Annotated in this window: 15 protein-coding genes and 1 tRNA gene; 5 read left to right on the top strand and 11 right to left on the bottom strand. The window is 73.8% G+C overall.

All coding sequences use genetic code 11. The annotated features are described in order from the left end of the window. Window positions 1–146: 146 nt before the first annotated feature. The 7 genes from ACWGH0_RS00975 to ACWGH0_RS00945 all read right to left on the bottom strand — a co-directional run bounded on the left by ACWGH0_RS00975 (window position 147) and on the right by ACWGH0_RS00945 (window position 6,512). Complete coding sequence (locus ACWGH0_RS00975) at window positions 147–1,019, bottom strand: DUF1906 domain-containing protein (protein WP_453401969.1); 873 nt, start codon at window positions 1,017–1,019, stop codon at window positions 147–149. Window positions 1,020–1,071: 52 nt separating this feature from the next. Then, window positions 1,072–2,238: a lipid-transfer protein gene (locus ACWGH0_RS00970; RefSeq protein WP_453401968.1), complete on the bottom strand. Its 1,167-nt coding sequence runs from the start codon at window positions 2,236–2,238 to the stop codon at window positions 1,072–1,074. Then, the gene (locus ACWGH0_RS00965; RefSeq protein ID WP_453401967.1) at window positions 2,235–2,654 is read right to left on the bottom strand and encodes a MaoC family dehydratase; all 420 of its coding nucleotides are present in this window, start codon (window positions 2,652–2,654) and stop codon (window positions 2,235–2,237) included. Before ACWGH0_RS00965 ends, ACWGH0_RS00970 begins: the two co-directional genes overlap by 4 nt. After that, window positions 2,651–3,787, bottom strand: coding sequence for an acyl-CoA dehydrogenase family protein (locus ACWGH0_RS00960; RefSeq protein ID WP_453401966.1), 1,137 nt, complete (start codon window positions 3,785–3,787; stop codon window positions 2,651–2,653). Before ACWGH0_RS00960 ends, ACWGH0_RS00965 begins: the two co-directional genes overlap by 4 nt. Continuing rightward, window positions 3,787–4,806, bottom strand: coding sequence for a bifunctional MaoC family dehydratase N-terminal/OB-fold nucleic acid binding domain-containing protein (locus ACWGH0_RS00955; protein WP_453401965.1), 1,020 nt, complete (start codon window positions 4,804–4,806; stop codon window positions 3,787–3,789). The genes ACWGH0_RS00960 and ACWGH0_RS00955 overlap by 1 nt, the downstream gene beginning before the upstream one ends. Next, window positions 4,803–5,960, bottom strand: a complete 1,158-nt coding sequence (locus tag ACWGH0_RS00950) for an acyl-CoA dehydrogenase family protein (protein WP_453401964.1) — start codon at window positions 5,958–5,960, stop codon at window positions 4,803–4,805. The genes ACWGH0_RS00955 and ACWGH0_RS00950 overlap by 4 nt, the downstream gene beginning before the upstream one ends. A 240-nt stretch (window positions 5,961–6,200) precedes the next feature. After that, window positions 6,201–6,512, bottom strand: a complete 312-nt coding sequence (locus ACWGH0_RS00945; RefSeq protein ID WP_453401963.1) for a hypothetical protein — start codon at window positions 6,510–6,512, stop codon at window positions 6,201–6,203. Between the two features lie 302 nt (window positions 6,513–6,814). On the opposite strand from ACWGH0_RS00945, the gene ACWGH0_RS00940 reads away from it, so the two are divergent. Beyond that, a complete protein-coding gene (locus ACWGH0_RS00940) occupies window positions 6,815–7,726 on the top strand; it encodes a bifunctional DNA primase/polymerase (protein WP_453401962.1) in 912 nt (303 codons plus the stop codon). Between the two features lie 117 nt (window positions 7,727–7,843). Here the strand turns inward: ACWGH0_RS00940 and ACWGH0_RS00935 are convergent. Beyond that, window positions 7,844–7,928, bottom strand: a tRNA-Ser gene (locus tag ACWGH0_RS00935). 40 nt (window positions 7,929–7,968) lie between these two features. Continuing rightward, window positions 7,969–9,477: a S1C family serine protease gene (locus ACWGH0_RS00930; protein WP_453401961.1), complete on the bottom strand. Its 1,509-nt coding sequence runs from the start codon at window positions 9,475–9,477 to the stop codon at window positions 7,969–7,971. Between the two features lie 223 nt (window positions 9,478–9,700). Between ACWGH0_RS00930 and ACWGH0_RS00925 the strand changes: the two genes are divergently transcribed. The 3 genes from ACWGH0_RS00925 to ACWGH0_RS00915 all read left to right on the top strand — a co-directional run bounded on the left by ACWGH0_RS00925 (window position 9,701) and on the right by ACWGH0_RS00915 (window position 12,708). Next, on the top strand, window positions 9,701–10,519 hold the full coding sequence (locus ACWGH0_RS00925) for a glycerophosphodiester phosphodiesterase (protein WP_453401960.1): 819 nt from the start codon (window positions 9,701–9,703) through the stop codon (window positions 10,517–10,519). 95 nt (window positions 10,520–10,614) lie between these two features. Continuing rightward, window positions 10,615–11,172, top strand: coding sequence for an ATP-binding protein (locus ACWGH0_RS00920; protein ID WP_453402061.1), 558 nt, complete (start codon window positions 10,615–10,617; stop codon window positions 11,170–11,172). Between the two features lie 537 nt (window positions 11,173–11,709). Next, entirely contained in the window at window positions 11,710–12,708 is a 999-nt protein-coding gene (locus tag ACWGH0_RS00915) for a DUF5926 family protein (protein WP_453401959.1), read from the top strand. Between the two features lie 205 nt (window positions 12,709–12,913). Here ACWGH0_RS00915 and ACWGH0_RS00910 read toward each other — a convergent pair whose 3' ends face one another. Together ACWGH0_RS00910 and ACWGH0_RS00905 are read right to left on the bottom strand one after the other, a co-directional pair. Beyond that, window positions 12,914–13,429: a hypothetical protein gene (locus ACWGH0_RS00910; RefSeq protein ID WP_453401958.1), complete on the bottom strand. Its 516-nt coding sequence runs from the start codon at window positions 13,427–13,429 to the stop codon at window positions 12,914–12,916. Between the two features lie 281 nt (window positions 13,430–13,710). Next, window positions 13,711–14,433, bottom strand: a complete 723-nt coding sequence (locus tag ACWGH0_RS00905) for a bifunctional DNA primase/polymerase (protein ID WP_453401957.1) — start codon at window positions 14,431–14,433, stop codon at window positions 13,711–13,713. 461 nt (window positions 14,434–14,894) lie between these two features. Between ACWGH0_RS00905 and ACWGH0_RS00900 the strand changes: the two genes are divergently transcribed. Next, the gene (locus tag ACWGH0_RS00900; protein WP_453401956.1) at window positions 14,895–16,397 is read left to right on the top strand and encodes a PP2C family protein-serine/threonine phosphatase; all 1,503 of its coding nucleotides are present in this window, start codon (window positions 14,895–14,897) and stop codon (window positions 16,395–16,397) included. Window positions 16,398–16,426 lie beyond the last annotated feature (29 nt).

Below are 16,426 nucleotides of genomic sequence, written 5' to 3'. Positions count from 1 at the left end.
AAAGGGGGTCCGCCTCAGGTTGTAGGGGTGGCGCCGGCCCCACCTCCTGAGGGTGGAGGACGCCCGGCCCCGCGTAGGGGGTGCGTCTCGGGGGCGGGGCCGGGGCGGCCGCGCCGGGCGGCCGGCGCGGCGGTCTGGGCGGCGGGTCAGCGGCCGATGCGGGCGACCGGGGCGTCGGCCGCGTTCCGGTCGATGGTCAGGCGCCGGCCGCCGTGCTTCTCCGTGACGTTGCCCGCGTACTGGTGGATGCGGCGGTGCGGGGCCCACGCCCGCTTCGGCAGGACGCGCTCGCCGTACAGCGACGGCCTGCCGTCCCAGCGGGCGAACCACATCACCGACGGCAGGTCGGTGACGCCGGCCCGGCGGGACTGCTCCATGTGCCGCACACCGGACTCGGCGCTGCTGTAGAAGCCGGGGACGTAGCCGTGCTTGCGCACCTCGCGGTTCCAGCCACGCACGAAGTCGAGCGTGGTGCGTGCGCAGCGCCGCCTCGTCTCGTCGTACGCCTCCATGTCGAGGTAGAGCGGGCTGCCCGTGAGCATGCCGAGGCCGCGGGCGGCGCGGACCGCCTGCCGCCCCTCCTTCCTGCCCTGGCGCCAGGGCGCCCGGCCGATCCGCACGTGCCGCTTGTTCCTGGCGAGTACGCACGGGGACTGGGATCCGACGAAGGCGGGCAGGACGCGCCAGCCCATCCGGTCCACGTCCGCCACCCACCGTCTGCTGAGGTGGTGCTGGTGCGGGCAGGCACGGCCCCGGCCGCCGATGTAGACCCCGACGGCGCGGTACGGCGACGAGCGCCAGGCCCGCATCGTCGCGAGCGGCGGGGCCTGGCAGGTGTCGAAGGCCCGGCCGCGGAACGTCACGGTGCGGGCCGCCGGCGCCTCGGCCCGCGGGGCGGGCGGCCCCGGGCGCGCCCCGGCCGCCTCGCTCGCCTCGGTCCGCTGCGGGAGGGCCAGCACGCCGATCACGGCGGCCAGCGCGAGTCCATGTCCGATGAGCCTCTTTAGGTACGAGTACATGAAGGAGAGTGAACGGGTCGCCCGGCGTGCCGAGGCGCTTCACACTCCGCAGTCAGCCATCCGCGCCGAGGATCAACCCGGACGTGGGAACGCCGGTGCCCGCCGTCACCAGCGACCGGGCCGCGCCGGGTACCTGGTTGACCGAGGTGCCGCGCACCTGTCTGACCGCCTCCGCGATGCCGTTCATGCCGTGCAGGTACGCCTCGCCGAGCTGCCCGCCGTGGGTGTTCAGCGCCAGCGTGTCCCCGGCGACGAACGCGGCGCCCTCGCCGGGAGCGCAGAACCCGAACTCCTCCAGCTGCATCAGCACGAACGGCGTGAAGTGGTCGTACAGGATTGCCACGTCGATGTCGGACGGGCCGAGGCCCGAGGTACGCCACAACTGCCGGGCGACGACGTTCATCTCGGGCAGTCCCGTCAGGCCGTCGCGGTAGAAGCTGGTCATCTGCTCCTGGCCGCGCCCGGCGCCCTGCGCGGCGGCGACGACCACCGCGGGCGGCTGCGGCAGGTCCCTGGCCCGCTCGGCGGTGGTGACGACGACCGCCTGGCCGCCGTCCGTCTCCTGGCAGCAGTCGAGCAGCCGCAGCGGTTCGGCGATCCAGCGGGAGGCGGCGTGGTCGGCGAGGGTGACGGGCCGGCCGTAGAAGTACGCGGCGGGGTTCCGGGCGGCGTGCCGGCGGCCGGTGACGGCGACGTGGCCGAACACGTCGGGCGTCAGGCCGTACGTGTGGAGGTAGCGCCGGGCGGCCATGGCGACCCAGGAGGCGGGGGTGAGCAGTCCGAACGGCAGGTTCCAGCCGAGTGCCGCGCCCTCGGCGGAGGGCTGCCGGCGCTGCACGCCCGACCCGAAGCGGCGACCGGACCGTTCGTTGAACGCCCGGTAGCAGACGACGACTTCGGCGACGCCGCTCGCGACGGCGAGGGCGGCCTGCTGGACGGTGGCGCAGGCCGCGCCACCGCCGTAGTGGACCCGGGAGAAGAAGGACAGCTCCCCGATGCCGGCCGCCTGGGCGACGGTGATCTCGGGGCTGGTGTCCATGGTGAAGGTGACCATGCCGTCGACGTCGGAGGGGGTGAGGCCGGCGTCCGCGACGGCGGCCCGTACCGCCTCGACGGCCAGCCTGAGCTCGCTGCGACCGGAGTCCTTGGAGAACTCGGTCGCCCCGATGCCGACGATCGCCGCCCTTCCGCCGAGTGTGTCGGCGCCGCGTACGCTCATGCGTCCCTCTCCCCGCCGGACGCGGCAGGCGCGCCGGCGACGGCGACCGTCACCCGGCCGGTGACGTGACGGCCGAGTCCGTTGGCGCCGACGACCTCCACCTCGGCCGTGCCGTCCGGTCCGAGGGCGGTGACCGTGCCGGTCAGCACCAGGGTGTCGCCGGGGTGGTTGGGCGCTCCGAGGCGGATTTTTACGGCCCGCAGCCGGGCGGCGGGGCCGAAGTGGCCGGTGACGTACCGGCCGACGATCCCGTTGGTCGTCAGGATGTTCATGAAGATGTCGGGCGAGCCCTTCGCCCGCGCGGCCTCGGCGTCGTGGTGGACGTCCTGGTAGTCGCGGGACGCCACGGCGCCCGCGACGATCAGCGTGCGGGTGACCGGTATCTCCAGCGCCGGCAACTCGTCCCCGACCTTCATCCCTCGTCCTCCTCCCACCGCTCGTCGCGGCTCAGCGACAGCCCCAGTTCTTCCAGTACTTCGCTGCCGGACCCGAGGTAGGAGTCGAGCTGCCGTCCCCACAGGAAGTGCCGGTGGACGGGGTGCTCCAGGTCCGCGCCCGTCCCCCCGTGCAGGTGCTGACCGGCGTGCACGACGCGCTGCCCCGCCTCGGACGCCCACCAGGCGGCGGTGAGGGCGTGGGTGGCGAACGGCAGGCCCTCGTCGTGACGCCAGGCGGCCTCGTACGCGGTGACCCGTATCGCCTCGGTGTCCATGTACGCGTCGGCGGCCCGCAGCAGCACCCCCTGGTTGGCCGACAACGGCCGCCCGAACTGCTCGCGCTGCGAGGTGTGGGCCACGGCCCGGGCGAGCGACCCGGCGCACACTCCGGCCTGGAGCCCGGCGAAGGCGACCCGCCCCATGGCGAGCACGTACGCGTAGGCCCCTGCGGGCGGGCCGTCCTGCGGGCGGGGGCCGGATTCCGGGGCGCGGTGCGGGAGGGGCCGGGTGGGGGGCCGGCCCGTGCCGTCCCCGCCCAGCCGCTCACCCCGCACGCCGTCCAGCGTCAGCCGTCCCGCCGCCCACGGCGCGGTGGTGTCGACCGCCTCGACCGACACCCCGGCGCTCCCCGTGGCCACGAGCCACAGCGCCCGCTCCGGTGACGCGTCCGCGACCAGGACGTGCGTGGCGTCACGCAGCCACGGCACGGCCCCCGCCACGCCGCTCAACGCCCCGGACGCGTCCGCCCGTACCGTCCCGGCGGACGGGAACGCCCCCGTCACCACCACCGTGCCGTCGCCGGTCGCCGGGAGCAGCCGGGCCCGCTGCTCCCGCGTGCCCAGGGCGGCGACCGCCAGCGTCCCGTACACGCAGGTCACGGCGAACGGCACCTGCGCCGTCGTACGCCCCTGCTCCTCCAGCAGCAGCACAAGGCCGAGCAGGCCGGTGTCCTCCACCGCGGCGACCAGCCCGGCCGCGCACAGCGCCTTCCACAGCTCGCCGTCCGTGCCCGTGCCCGCGGCGGCCAGCCGGTCGTGCGTCGACAGGTCCGTGAAGATCCGCCCGGCCAGGTCCCGGGCCGCCATCTGCTCCTCGGTCGGCGTGAAGTCCATCAGACCGGCCCGCCTTCGCCACCCTCGCCGGCACGGTCGGCGTCACCCACGGGACGGAAGACCGGAAGGACCAGGTCCCCGTCCACCCGCGCGAACTCCACCCGCACCGGCATCCCGATGCGCACCTCCCCGTGCGGGACCCCCACCACGTTGCTCACCATCCGCACCCCCTCCGCGAGTTCGATGAGCCCCACGGCGTACGGCGGGTCGAAGGCGGGGAACGCCGGGTGGTGCATGACGACGTACGAGAACACCGTGCCCTCCCCGCTCGCCTCTACGGTGTCCCACTCCTGCCCGCCGCAGCCGCCGCACCCCGGCAGCCACGGGAACCTCAACGCGCCGCACCCCCCGCACCGCTGGATCAGCAGCCGGTGCCGGGCCACCCCGTCCCAGAACCCGGCGTTGTCCCGGTTGACGACGGGCCGGGGCCGCTCGCCCCCGCCTGCCGGTTCGCGTCCGCGCCGCGCGGCCGGCGCGTACTTGAGGATGCGGAAGCGATGCGTTCCGGCCGGCTCCCCGTTCGCGCGGACATCCATGCGCGTCGTGACGAAGTAACCCGTGCCGAGCTTCGTGGTTTTGCGCTCCGAGACCGACTCGATCACCGCGTCGAACGTGATCCGGTCCCCCGGCCGCAGGTCCCGCACGTACTCCTGCTCGCAGTCGGTCGCCACCACCGACGTGCAGCCGGCGGAGTCGAGCAGCGCGAGCAGTTCGTCGTACGCCTGCGACCTGCCCGTATGCCCCGACAGGCCACCCATCGTCCAGACCTGGAGCATCGTCGGCGGGGCGATCGCCCCGGGACCCGAGTACGCCGCTCCGGTGTCACCCGTCGCCTCGCACCAGTGCCTGATCATCGGCTCGTTGACGGGGTCCTTGCCCACGCCCGCCACCACGGCGGCCCGCCCCTCGAACCCCTTCAGCACCTCGTCCAGACCGGCCGCACCCGCGCGCCCGGCCCCCGGACCGGCACCGGCCTCCACCTCCGCACCCGCCGCACCGGCCCCCGAGACCGCCCTCATCGCCGCCCCCTCGGCATCCCGAGCCGCATCGTCGCCACGATCTCGCGCTGCACCTCGCTCACCCCGCCCCCGAACGTGTTGATCTGCGCCGCCCTGTTCATGCGTTCCAGCTCGCCGTCACCCCAGACCCCCACGGAACCGGAGCGCACCATTCCCGCCGCGCCGGCGATCTCCTGGCAGATGCGGTACACCGCGACAGCCGATTCGGTGCCCATGAACTTCACGCCGCTCGCGTCCCCCGGCGCCAGCGCCCCCGCCCCCACGTCCCCCACCAGCCGCCAGTTCAGCAGCCGGACCGCCGCCAGCCTCGCGTGCGCCTCGGCCAGCCGGGCCCGTACCCACGGCCGGTCGGCGGGCCGCTCGCCCGTCGCCGGGTCGCGAGTCGCGGCGTACGTCCGCACCTGGTCGTAGCAGTCCTCGGCCTGCATGCCGATCGCGGCGAGCGCCACCCGTTCGTGGTTGAGCTGGTTGGTGATCAGCCCCCAGCCCGCGTTCCGCTCCCCCACGAGGTGCGCTGCGGGCACCCGTACGCCGTCGTAGTACGTCGCGGTGGTGGTCAGTCCGCCGACCGTCTCGATCGGCGTCCAGGAGAAGCCCGGCGCGTCCGTCGGCACCAGGACGATCGAGATGCCCCTGTGCTTCGGGGCGTCCGGGTCCGTGCGGCAGGCGAGCCAGATCCAGTCCGCGTTCTGGGCGTTGCTGGTGAAGATCTTCTGGCCGTCCACGACCCACTCGTCGCCCTCGCGCACCGCACGCGTGCGGAGGGAGGCGAGGTCCGTACCGGCCGACGGCTCCGTGTAGCCGATCGCGAAGACGGTCTCGCCGCGCAGGATGCGGGGGAGGAAGAACTCCTTCTGCGCGGGCGTCCCGTACTTCATCAGGGTCGGCCCGACGGTGTTGAGCGTGACCATGGAGACGGGTGCGCCGGCCCGGTACGCCTCGTCGAAGAAGACGAACTGCTCGTCGGCGCCGCGCCCCTGCCCGCCGTACTCGACGGGCCAGCCGATCCCGAGCATGCCGTCGCCGCCGATCCTCCGCAGCAGCGCCCGCCGCGCACCGGCGTCGTGCGGGTCGGTGCCCCGCACCACCTCGCGGAAGTACGCGCGCAGTTCGGCGCGCAGTCGCCGCTGGCGCGCGGTGGGAGCAAGGTGCACGGCGGCGTCCTCCGGGGCAGGCGGGTCACGCGACGACAGTTTCTGACTGTCCGTCAGCTCCGCCCGCACTGTCAAGACTCCCGACCTCACGGCAGCCCCGGCCCACAGCCCTCGCCCCCGACCGCGTCCCGAGCCCGGCAGTACCCCGGAAACGGGAACGGCCTGCGCGACGGGCGACAAGCGTCGCCGTCGCGCAGGCAGTCATTCACCCCGCAACACAGACCCCGGTCCCGCCACGGCTCACCAGAGCTGCGCGAAGTTGACCGCGATCGTCTCGTTGTCCTGGTCGATGGCCGTGAAGCCCGAGCCGTTGACGCTCGCCGTGTTGTTCTGGTTCGACGCCCCGGAACCCGTCGCCACCTGCTGCGTGGTGGTCGAGTTGCCTCCGTTGTGGCCGGCCACACCGCTGCCGCTGATGGTGGCAACGGCCGCGTTCGACCCGTTGTTCGCGAAGGAACCGTTGTCCGCGACGGCGACGCCCGACAGAAGGGCGGCCGCGAAGGGCAGGGCGGCGACGGCTGCGATGACACGGGCGGTACGGATGCTTGCCATTCGGATTCCTCCAGTAGCGGTAAGTACAGCTGATCCCCGGGCAGTTGGCCGACTGCCTCAGCGTTGTTCACGACGTCGCGAGATCAGAATTGCCCACCGAATCCCCGGCGAACCACCCATGACGGCCCCATTCCCCCTCAAGCGTGAGGACATGTCGATAAACACCCTTCACGCCCCCAAAACCCCAGGCCCCCACCCGTACCACCACATCCCAGCCGCCCCAAGGGAAAGGGCGGCCGGAACGCACGCCCCGCTCCACCCGCCCCCTTCCCTTTGTCGAACGTACGTACGAAAATGGATCCATGGCCACCATCGACCGGCGCACCGCCACCCTGGCTCTCGCGCACGCGCTGTCGGCTGCCGAGCGCGGGCTCCCCGTGATCCCCCTGTCCCGCACCAAGCTCCCCGCCCTGCCCTCGCCGCACAGGAACACCTCCGAGCCGTTCCTGTGCCGGGGCGAGTGCGGGCGTCCGGGGCACGGCGTGCACGACGCCACGACCGATCCGGCCGCCGTCCGCGCCCTCTTCGCCGCCGCGCCCTGGGCCACCGGCTACGGCATCGCGTGCGGCCGGCCCCCGCACCACCTCATCGGCGTCGACCTGGACACGAAGGCGGACACGGACTCCACGGCGGCCCTCACGCACCTGGCCCTGCGGCACCTCTTCACGATCCCGGAGACCGTCGTCGTACTGACCCCCAGCGGCGGCCGCCACCTCTGGCTGACCGGCCCGCCCGGCGTCACCGTCCCCAACTCCGCGAGCCGCCTCGCGCCGGGCATCGACATCCGGGGCGCCGGCGGGTACCTCGTCGGCCCGGGCTCGCTCACCGCCCACGGCGTCTACCGCACCGCGCCCGGCACCGCCCACCTCGCGCCGGCCCCCTGCCCCGGCGCACTGCTCCGCCTCATCGCCCCTCCCGGACGCGGCCACGCCCCGGCGGGCCGTTCCCCGGACGGGCACCCCGTGCACGGCCATGCCCCGGACGGGCCCGGAAGCGGCCACGGGCTGGTCCAGTTCGTACGGGCGGCGCACGAGGGCCAGCGCAACACCCGCCTCTTCTGGGCCGCCTGCCGGGCGTACGAGAACGGAATCGGCGACTCCCTCGCGGAGGCGCTCACCGCGGCGGCGGTCCAGGCCGGGCTCTCCGCACACGAAGCCCGCACCACCATCGCCTCCGCGGCCCGCCTCTCCGGCCTCGGCACCGGCAGCAGGTGACCGCCGCCCCGCGACACCACGTCCCGCCACCGGCCCTTGCCCGGCCCGCAGTTCGGCGCGCAGGGCCGTGACGCAAGCGGCCCCCGACCACACAGGTGGTCAGGGGCCGTTCACATGCGGTGGGTGTGGGATTTGAACCCACGGTGACTCGCGCCACGACGGTTTTCAAGACCGTTCCCTTAGGCCGCTCGGGCAACCCACCTCGCGCCACCGGCGCGCGGTGGTGCGAAGCACAGCCTACGTCAGCCGTCGTCGCCCTCGCGCTGGCCCAGGGTGACTTCGGCGGTCGACGTCTTGCCGTCGCGCTCGTAGGTGAGCGTCACCTTGTCGCCCGGCTGGTGCGTCCAGATCTCGCTGATCAGGGTCGGGCCGCTGTCGATCACGCGGTCGTCGAGCTTGGTGATGACGTCGCCCGGCTTCAGGCCGGCCTTGCCCGCCGGGCTGTCCGACGGGACCGCCGCCGTGCCGCCCGTGCCGCTCTCCGCGATGACGGCGCCGCCGTCGCTCTTCGGGTCCATGGAGACCGTCGCGCCGATCACCGGGTAGACCGGCTCGCCGGTCTTGATGAGCTGCTTGGCGACCGTCTTCGCCTGGTTCACCGGGATCGCGAACCCGAGGCCGATGGAGCCTGCCTGGGACTGGCCGAAGCCGCCCGTACCGGCGGACTGGATCGCGGAGTTGATGCCGATGACGGCCCCGCCCGCGTCGAGCAGCGGGCCGCCCGAGTTGCCCGGGTTGATCGACGCGTCGGTCTGCAGGGCGCTCATGTACGAGGCCTTGCTGTTCTGGCCGTCGCCCGAGGCCACCGGGCGGTTCTTGGCGCTGATGATGCCGGTGGTGACCGTGTTCGACAGGCCGAAGGGGGCGCCGATGGCGATCGTCGAGTCGCCGACGGCGACCTTGTCGGAGTCGCCCAGGGGCAGCGGGGCGAGGCCGGCGGGCGCGCTCTCCAGCTTCAGCACGGCGACGTCGTACCCCTGCGCGCGGCCGACCACCTCGGCGTCGTACTCCTTGCCGTTGGAGAAGGTGACGGACAGCGCTCCGCCGTCGGCCGCGGACGCCACCACGTGGTTGTTGGTGACGATGTGGCCCTGTGTGTCGTAGACGAAGCCCGTGCCCGTGCCGCCCTCGCCGTCGCCGCCCTGCGCCTCGATGGTGACGACGCTCGGCAGCGCCTTGGCCGCGACGGCCGCGACGGTGCCCTCGTCGCGCTTGAAGTTCTTCGTGCTGCCGGACGCCGAGACGGTGGTGGAGTCGACGGAGCTGTCGTTCTGCTCGGCGGCCCAGTAGCCGATGCCGCCGCCGACGCCGCCCGCCACCAGGGCCGCCGCGAGCACCGTGGCCGCCAGGCCGCCGGCGCGCTTCTTGCGGGGGCCGGGAGGCACGGGCGCGCCCCAGCCGCCGCCGCTGCCACCGCTGCCACCGCCGCCGTACGGGTGCGAGGGGGGAGGCGGCGGCCATCCGCCGGCCGCCCCCGGTGCGTGCGGCTGCGTCGACTGCGGTACCGGCATGTACCCCGGCTGCGCCTCGGTCCCGGGACCCTGCGCGCCGCCCTGCGTGGTGGGGGTGTGCGCGGGCTGGGCGGGGGCCGGGTCCGCGGCGGGGCGCGCCGGCTCCGGTCCCCGCGCCGCCGGCTGCGCGCCCGGGGCGCTCGTGCCCGTGGAGTCGGAGGCGGGCCCGGGAGCGGCCACCGGCACGGGAGGTGCTGAAGGGGCGGCCGGAACCGCAGTGCCCTCGTTCTCGGTGCTCACAGGTCTCTTCTCCTCGGTCCCACGTCGTTGTCGGTCAGGTCGCCACTGTGCAAGTGTCCGCTGTCAGCTTTTCCCACCGCACGTCAGACGACCGTAAGCGGTTCCTGTGCATCCACGGGACATCCTTTACTTAGGGCAAAACGGTCGCATCCCCGGAGCGGCCGGGCAATGGCCGCCCGCACTCGTTTTTCCGCCTGCCCGTCGGCGGTGACACCATGACGCCGTGACCCACGCACGGCAGGACACCATTCAGGTCGTCGCTCACCGCGGCGCCTCCGAGGACGCCCCCGAGCACACCCTGGCGGCGTACATGAAGGCGATCGAGGACGGGGCCGACGCCCTCGAATGCGACGTACGGCTCACCGCGGACGGCCACCTCGTCTGCGTGCACGACCGCCGGGTGAACCGCACGTCCAACGGCCGCGGCGCCGTCTCCGCCCTCGAACTGGCCGACCTCGCCGCCCTCGACTTCGGATCGTGGCGCGACAGCGCCGAGGCCCCGGACTGGGACCCGGCCCGCGGACAGGCCCCCGGCGAGTTCACCTCCGTGCTGACGCTGGAACGCCTCCTGGAGCTGGTGTCGGACGCCGGCCGCCGCGTCGAGCTCGCCATCGAGACCAAGCACCCCACCCGCTGGGCCGGGCAGGTCGAGGAACGGCTGCTCCACCTGCTCAAGCGCTTCGGACTGGACTCCCCAGTGGCCGGCGAGCCCTCGCCCGTACGGGTCATGAGCTTCTCGGCGCGCTCGCTGCACCGGGTGGCGGCCGCCGCGCCCACGCTCCCGACCGTCTACCTGATGCAGTTCGTCTCGCCGCGCCTGCGCGACGGACGGCTCCCGGCCGGGTCGCACATCGCGGGCCCCGGCATCCGTATCGTCCGCAACCACCCCGGGTACATCGCGCGGCTGCACCGCGCCGGCCACCGGGTGCACGTGTGGACGGTGAACGAGCCGGAGGACGTCGATCTGTGCGTGCGCCTCGGCGTGGACGCCATCATCACGAACCGTCCGAAGCAGGTTTTGTCCCAGCTCGGCCGCCTATGACTCCCATCACGGGGAGTGCACCGGCGCGTTCGCTCCGTGTTCGACCGTCTCGAGTGCCTCACTGACCGGCGCCTGGCCGGTTTCCGGTCCAGGCCATTGGGGCATTCACTCCCTGGCGTGGGGCGAAGGAGGTCTCGGGGGTGGCGTTGGTGGTGGCACGGGAAGTGCCCACGTCGTCGAGCATGGCCGTACCCCATGGCCCTGCGGGCGTGGGCGAGGCAAGACGCCGTATGCGCGACGAATTGCGCGGAAACGGGGTGTCCGATTCGGTCATCGACGATGCCGTACTGATCCTGTCCGAACTGCTCAGCAACTCCTGCCGTCACGGCAGGCCGCTGGGTCAGGCGGAGGTCGGTGACGGTGACGTGCGTGCCGCATGGCGCGTCGATCCGACAGGCAGGCTGACCGTCGAGGTGACGGACGGAGGCGGTCCGACCCGACCGGTTCCAGCCACGCCCTCGGTCACCGCACGCGGCGGCCGCGGGCTCAACATCATCACGGCACTGGCTCAGGACTGGGGCGTACGGGACAGCGCGGCCGGCGAGGTCACGGTGTGGGTCGACGTCACCGACGGCCACCGGCGCGAGGACTTCGCTACGCGCGTCGCGGTCCCCGGCCTGGACTTCGCGGACCCCTTCGACGAGCTGGGCTGAGCCTCGGCCGAGGGCGTACGCGGGGTTCGCGTCTGCCTGCGGGCGGCTCGGACCGCGGCGCGGGCCTGCGACCTGGGCTCGGGCCGGGCGCGGGCATGGCGACCTGGTCGGCGGCGCGGGCCTGCGGCTTGAGCCGAAGGCCCGGACGGGGCGAGCGCCTGCGGTTCGGGCCGGTGGCTCGGGTCGGCGCTCGGCGCGTGACCTGGGCCGAGGGCATGGGTGAGCGACATGGGGCTCAGGGCTTTGGCCCACGCCTTGGGCTGTTCCCTCCCTCCGACTGCGGGCTCGCGATCCGGCCTGTACTGCGGGCGCACGCAGCGGGCTCGGCCCTCGAACGCGGCCGGTCCTCGCGGCCGCCCGTCCGGGGAGGGCGGCTCCGCCCGGCCCGAGGCCGAACGGAGCCGGTGGTGACGGTCGTTCCCCGTGACCTCCGCAGTCGTCAGCAGCCGCCGGCCGGTCGCCGATGGCCGTCGGAACCGGTCCAGCGGCTAGGCTCGCGCCCGACACAGCACTGCCGTGAACGGGAGAAGCCACGCCATGGCCAAGAAGCGCCCCCAGCCCGCAAGGGGAACCAAGCCGCAGGCTCAGGTGACCGACGGGGAGGTACCCGTCGTCGGGGCCCGCGAGCCCTGCCCGTGCGGTTCCGGCCGTCGCTACAAGGCGTGCCACGGCCGCGCGGCCGCGCACGCCGTGACCGAACTGGTCCAGCGCCCCTTCGAGGGTCTGGCCGGCGAGTGCGACTGGGTCGCGCTGCGCGAGCTGGTGCCCGCCGCGACGGTGGCGCTGACGCTGAAGGACGGGCTGCCCGACGGCGTCCCCTCCGTCACGCTGGCGACCGTACTTCCCATGGCCTGGCCGGCCCTGCGCCGCGACGACGGTTCCGTACTGCTCGGCCTCCAGAACGACACGCCCTCCGGCGACCTCAGCCGCGACCTCGCGGACACCCTGCTGCGCGCGCTGACCGCCGAGCCCGGCACCCCGGTCGCCGCCGAGCGCGCCCCGGCCGACGGCCCGCGCCTCCAGGACCTGCTCGACCCCGAAGCGCCGTTCGAGCCGCAGGTGCACTCCGGATTCGAGTTCTGGGTCCCCGACGCGGAGAACGCCACGCCCGACGTGAGCGCCTCCCTCGAACGGGCCAACGCCGCGGCGATCCCCACCGTCCGGCTCTCCGGCGTCGACGCCGCGTACTGGTGCGAGACGCCCGAGAAGAACCACCTGCGCTGGGTCATGCCGTACGGGGAGGACCAGCTCCTCGACGCGCTCGCCCGCCTGCACGCCGCCGGTACGTCGTCGCTCGGCGAGGGCGCCCTTCCGCTGCGGGAAGGCGGGACCCCCTTGGTCGGTTCCTTCCGGGCGCACGGACTGATGGTCCCGGTCTGGGACCTGCCGAGCGGAACGAAGGCGCAGGACATCGAGAAGCCCGCCGCGGAGTTCGCCGAGCGGCTCGCCGCGGCCCTCGCGTCCGACGCCCCGCTGACCCCGGAGGAGCGCCGCGCGCGGGGCGGTCTCACCAACCGGCAGGTCACGCTCAGCTGAACGGGCGCGGTTTCTGTCGGTCGATCGGTGACTCCCGTCACAACCTCCCTATCGGCAGGTAAATCCCTGTCTGAATAAGGGAGATCGAATTTGCCAACCGCAGATCTCTTGTTACCGTTCTAAGTGCCCGGTCGCTGGTGCATCCCCCGTCGCCAGCGACCGGGTCTTTCTGTATCCCCGCCCCGCCGCGAGCCGTATCGGACGCTCAACGGGGCGCAGGCGCCGCCGAGTTGCTGCCGGAGCGCAGGAGCAGCGGGCCGTCTCCGGCCGCCGCGAACTCCGAGACCGCCGTGTATTCACCGGCTTTTCCCCGCGTACGCTCACGCGGTGTTTCGCACACCCCCGGTTCGTCCTCCGCGCCCACCGCGCAAAACATCTGAACGGTCCGGCCGGCGGGTCCCATGAGGGCGAGTACGACGGACCGCAGCTCCGCGCCCGTGGCATTGCGGTAGTACGTACGCGCCCAGGTGCCGCCGCCCTCGGTCAGCACACAGGTCTGGGCCTCGACGCCCTCCGGGGAGCTGAGCTCGGGGCCGCAGCGGGCGGTCGTGCCCTGCGGGGAGCGGGCCGCGCCGGTGGCTTCGGGCGCCGCCTTCGCGTCGGCCGGTACGGGCGCGGGTCCCGGCGCGGACTCGGGCTCCGGTTCCGGCTCCGGTCGCGCCGACGCGCCGGCCAGGGGCAGCAGGACGGTGCACGCCACGGCGGCCGCGAGCCCGGTCATGCGGAGATTCAAGGCGGGTCCCACCTGTCGGGTGCCGGGAAGTTCCGGTGGGCCGAAGATATCGACGGATGGCGTGCGGGACGGGAGCCGCGCGCCCGGTTGCCCCGTAACACTGCCCCGCACACACCCGAACGAGTGAGATTCGGCGGGCGTCGTCCGGACGGCCGCGCCGGGCGTCCGGGGGCGGGCGGGGGCGGGCCGGGGCGGTGCGCACCGGGCCACTCCCCGGTGCGCACGCGCCCGCACCCTTCAGTACGCGGGACGCGGTCGGCCCCGCCCGCTCAGTACGCGAGCCGGCTGCCCCCGTCGGGCGCGCCGTTGCTCGCCGCGACCAGCGCGTCGACGACCGCCTCGACGTCCGGCAGCCACGGCGCGGCCGGGCCCGCGGCGGGCTCCCGGCGGCCGGGGCGGACCCGAGGGCTCGGGGCGGGCGCCCGCTCCCACCGCACCTGTCCGGCGCCCGTGCCGGACGGCGGCAGCACCAGGTAGCCGCCCTCGCCGTGGAACCGCAGCGAACTGGGCACCCGGTCCTTGGCGTACAGCAGCTCACCGAGCCGCTCCAGGGAGTACGGGGCGACCAGGAGCGCCCAGCGCGTCGGCGACGCGACGACGGGCCCCAGCCGCATGCCCATGCCGTCGAGCGCCTTCAGCGCCACCGCCCCGGCGCCCGCGGGGAGGCTGAGCGCGCACGGCGCCGAACCGCCGGTGGCCAGCAGGACAGGGGCCGCCGGGCGGTTGGCCCACCACCAGCGGATCATGCGGGCGTCGGTGGTGGCCGCCAGGATGCCGGGGTCGAAGGGGTGCGCGCCGGGTACCGCGCATTCGGGGTCGGGACAGGCGCAGGCCCGTCCGGGGCCGCCGCGGCCGCCCGCCGCCGCCAGGCCCACACCGGGCAGCACGGGCCACTGCCAGACGGTGGCGCAGGTCAGCGCCGCGCCGAGTGGGGCAGGCCCCTCATTTCGCCCGAACGGGAGCCTGCGTCGCCTTCCGAGGATCTCGCGCATGAGCGCTCGTTCCTTTCCGTTGAACGCCGAGGTCCATATCACACCTTGTGCGCATATCTTCACTGAGCGTGCACGTCACGTACTGGAACTGCGTACTGGTGGTGCGTACCGGTCGTGCGTCGCCGCGACATCAGCGTGCGGCACGGGCAGCCCGTCGGGGCCGGGCGTGAAACGTAGCGGAGGGTGGCGCACGCATGGCGCTGTACTGATCCGTCGGAGATCCGTAGCTGTGCTGTCCCGCTACTCGGGGATGGGGCGCGGCCCACGGCGGTTAAGACGCCCAGGTCCGCCGCCAGGTTCCGGGGCGGTCCCAACTGCCCCTGGCCATCACCGTTTACGTACCCGTCACGGTCGATATGACGCGCTGTCGAACGCCCTCAGTCGACCGCAAATTATTGCCGTGTGTGGCATTTTTAGGCCAAGTTGGCTATCCCACAGACACCACTAGTCCCACGTTGACAATGCTGGACATCCCCTTACTTGTGCGTGTACATGTGGATGCATTGATAGCGGCGCAGAATGACATGGGGGTTTGCGATGCTATTGAGCAAAACGCACCGGCCGGAAAGCTCGCGATCATGAGCGCCCCGCACGTGCCGAAAGTGGCCGGAATCGATCCACTGGTTCCGCCCCCCGCCCACACTGTCGCGCCCCACCCGACGAACCCCGCCCCACCCGCCGCCGCCGGAGCGGTCCTTCAGGACCGGCTGGCGGGCTGGGTCTCCGACCTCACCACCCTCCACGAGCTGACCGAGCGCCTGGTCCGCACCCGCGCGCTCGACACCGCCCTGGACGAACTGCTGCGCGCCGGCGCCGCCCTCGTGGGCGCCCGCCGCGGCCTCGTCGTGCTCGAACCGGCCGGCGGCCTCGGCCCGGCCACCACCGTCGGCCTCGGCCTCGCCCGCGCGGATCTCGGCCACATCGAGACCGTCCCGCGCGGCTCCACGTCGTACGGACGGCTCCTCGACGGCATCCCGGGCAGCCCCGGCCCCAGCGAGATCGCCCACCCCGACCTGCTCGGCGAGCCCGGACTCGACCCCCGCCACCGCGAGGTCGCCGCCCGCCTGGGCTACGCCGCCAGCTACGCCCTGCCCCTGGCCACCGAGGCGGCGGGACGGCTGGGCGCCGCCGTCTGGCTGTACGACGAACCGGCCGAACCCGACGAACGCCGTCGCCACCTCGCCGGCCTCTACGCCGGTTACGCCGCCGAACACCTGGCCCGGCTGCTCGAACTGGAGCAGGCCCGCGCCCAAGTGGCCACCGTCGCCGAGGAACTGCTGCCCAGCAGGCTCCCCCGCGTCGCCGGGGTGCGGCTCGCCGCCCGCCACCGCACCGGCCCGCGCGGCGGCGGCGACTGGTACGACGCCCTGCCCCTGCCCGAGGGCGCCCTGGGACTGGCCGTCGGCTCCGTCTCCGGATCGGGGCCGAGCGCCGTCGCCGCCATGGGCCGGCTGCGGGCCAGCCTGCGGGCGTACGCCGTGATGGAGGGCGAGGACCCCGTCGCCGTACTGTCCGACCTGGAGCTGCTGCTGCGGCTCACCGAACCGGCCAGGTCCGCCACCGCGCTCTTCGCCTACTGCGAACCGGCCCGGCGCAAGATCGTGCTGGCCGGCGCCGGGCACAGCCCCCCGCTCATCGTCGGCGACCGGCGCACCGAGTACGTGGAGACCTCGCTCTCCGCGCCGCTCGGCATGCTGTCCTGCTGGGAGGCGCCCAGCGTGGAGCTGACGCCCGCCCCCGGAGAAACGGTGCTGCTCTACACCGACGGGCTGCTCCAGCGCACCGGCGACCCCATGGACCGCGCCTTCGCGCGGCTGCACGCCGCCGCCGCCGGCGTCCCCAGGGCCGACCGGAACGACCCGGACGCGATCGCCGACCACGTCCTGCGCACGGTCCTGCCGGACGGCGCCGACACCGCGGAGTCGGCCGACGACGTCGTACTGCTCGCCGCACGGTTCGACTGATACCTCACAGTTGTCCACAGGGCCCTGGG

It is taken from the genome of Streptomyces sp. NPDC054887, assembly GCF_053610585.1.
The sequence above is the reverse complement of the archived record's forward strand: the minus strand, read 5'-3'. Positions and strand labels throughout refer to the sequence as shown.

Coding starts and splice junctions, on each gene's coding strand:
- ACWGH0_RS00915 (WP_453401959.1), top strand. CDS start 11,710: ATGGCCAAGAAGCGCCCCCAGCCCGCAAGGGGAACCAAGCCGCAGGCT.
- ACWGH0_RS00940 (WP_453401962.1), top strand. CDS start 6,815: ATGGCCACCATCGACCGGCGCACCGCCACCCTGGCTCTCGCGCACGCG.
- ACWGH0_RS00900 (WP_453401956.1), top strand. CDS start 14,895: ATGCTGGACATCCCCTTACTTGTGCGTGTACATGTGGATGCATTGATA.
- ACWGH0_RS00910 (WP_453401958.1), bottom strand. CDS start 13,429: ATGACCGGGCTCGCGGCCGCCGTGGCGTGCACCGTCCTGCTGCCCCTG.
- ACWGH0_RS00945 (WP_453401963.1), bottom strand. CDS start 6,512: ATGGCAAGCATCCGTACCGCCCGTGTCATCGCAGCCGTCGCCGCCCTG.
- ACWGH0_RS00970 (WP_453401968.1), bottom strand. CDS start 2,238: ATGAGCGTACGCGGCGCCGACACACTCGGCGGAAGGGCGGCGATCGTC.
- ACWGH0_RS00965 (WP_453401967.1), bottom strand. CDS start 2,654: ATGAAGGTCGGGGACGAGTTGCCGGCGCTGGAGATACCGGTCACCCGC.
- ACWGH0_RS00975 (WP_453401969.1), bottom strand. CDS start 1,019: ATGTACTCGTACCTAAAGAGGCTCATCGGACATGGACTCGCGCTGGCC.
- ACWGH0_RS00955 (WP_453401965.1), bottom strand. CDS start 4,806: ATGAGGGCGGTCTCGGGGGCCGGTGCGGCGGGTGCGGAGGTGGAGGCC.
- ACWGH0_RS00905 (WP_453401957.1), bottom strand. CDS start 14,433: ATGCGCGAGATCCTCGGAAGGCGACGCAGGCTCCCGTTCGGGCGAAAT.
- ACWGH0_RS00960 (WP_453401966.1), bottom strand. CDS start 3,787: ATGGACTTCACGCCGACCGAGGAGCAGATGGCGGCCCGGGACCTGGCC.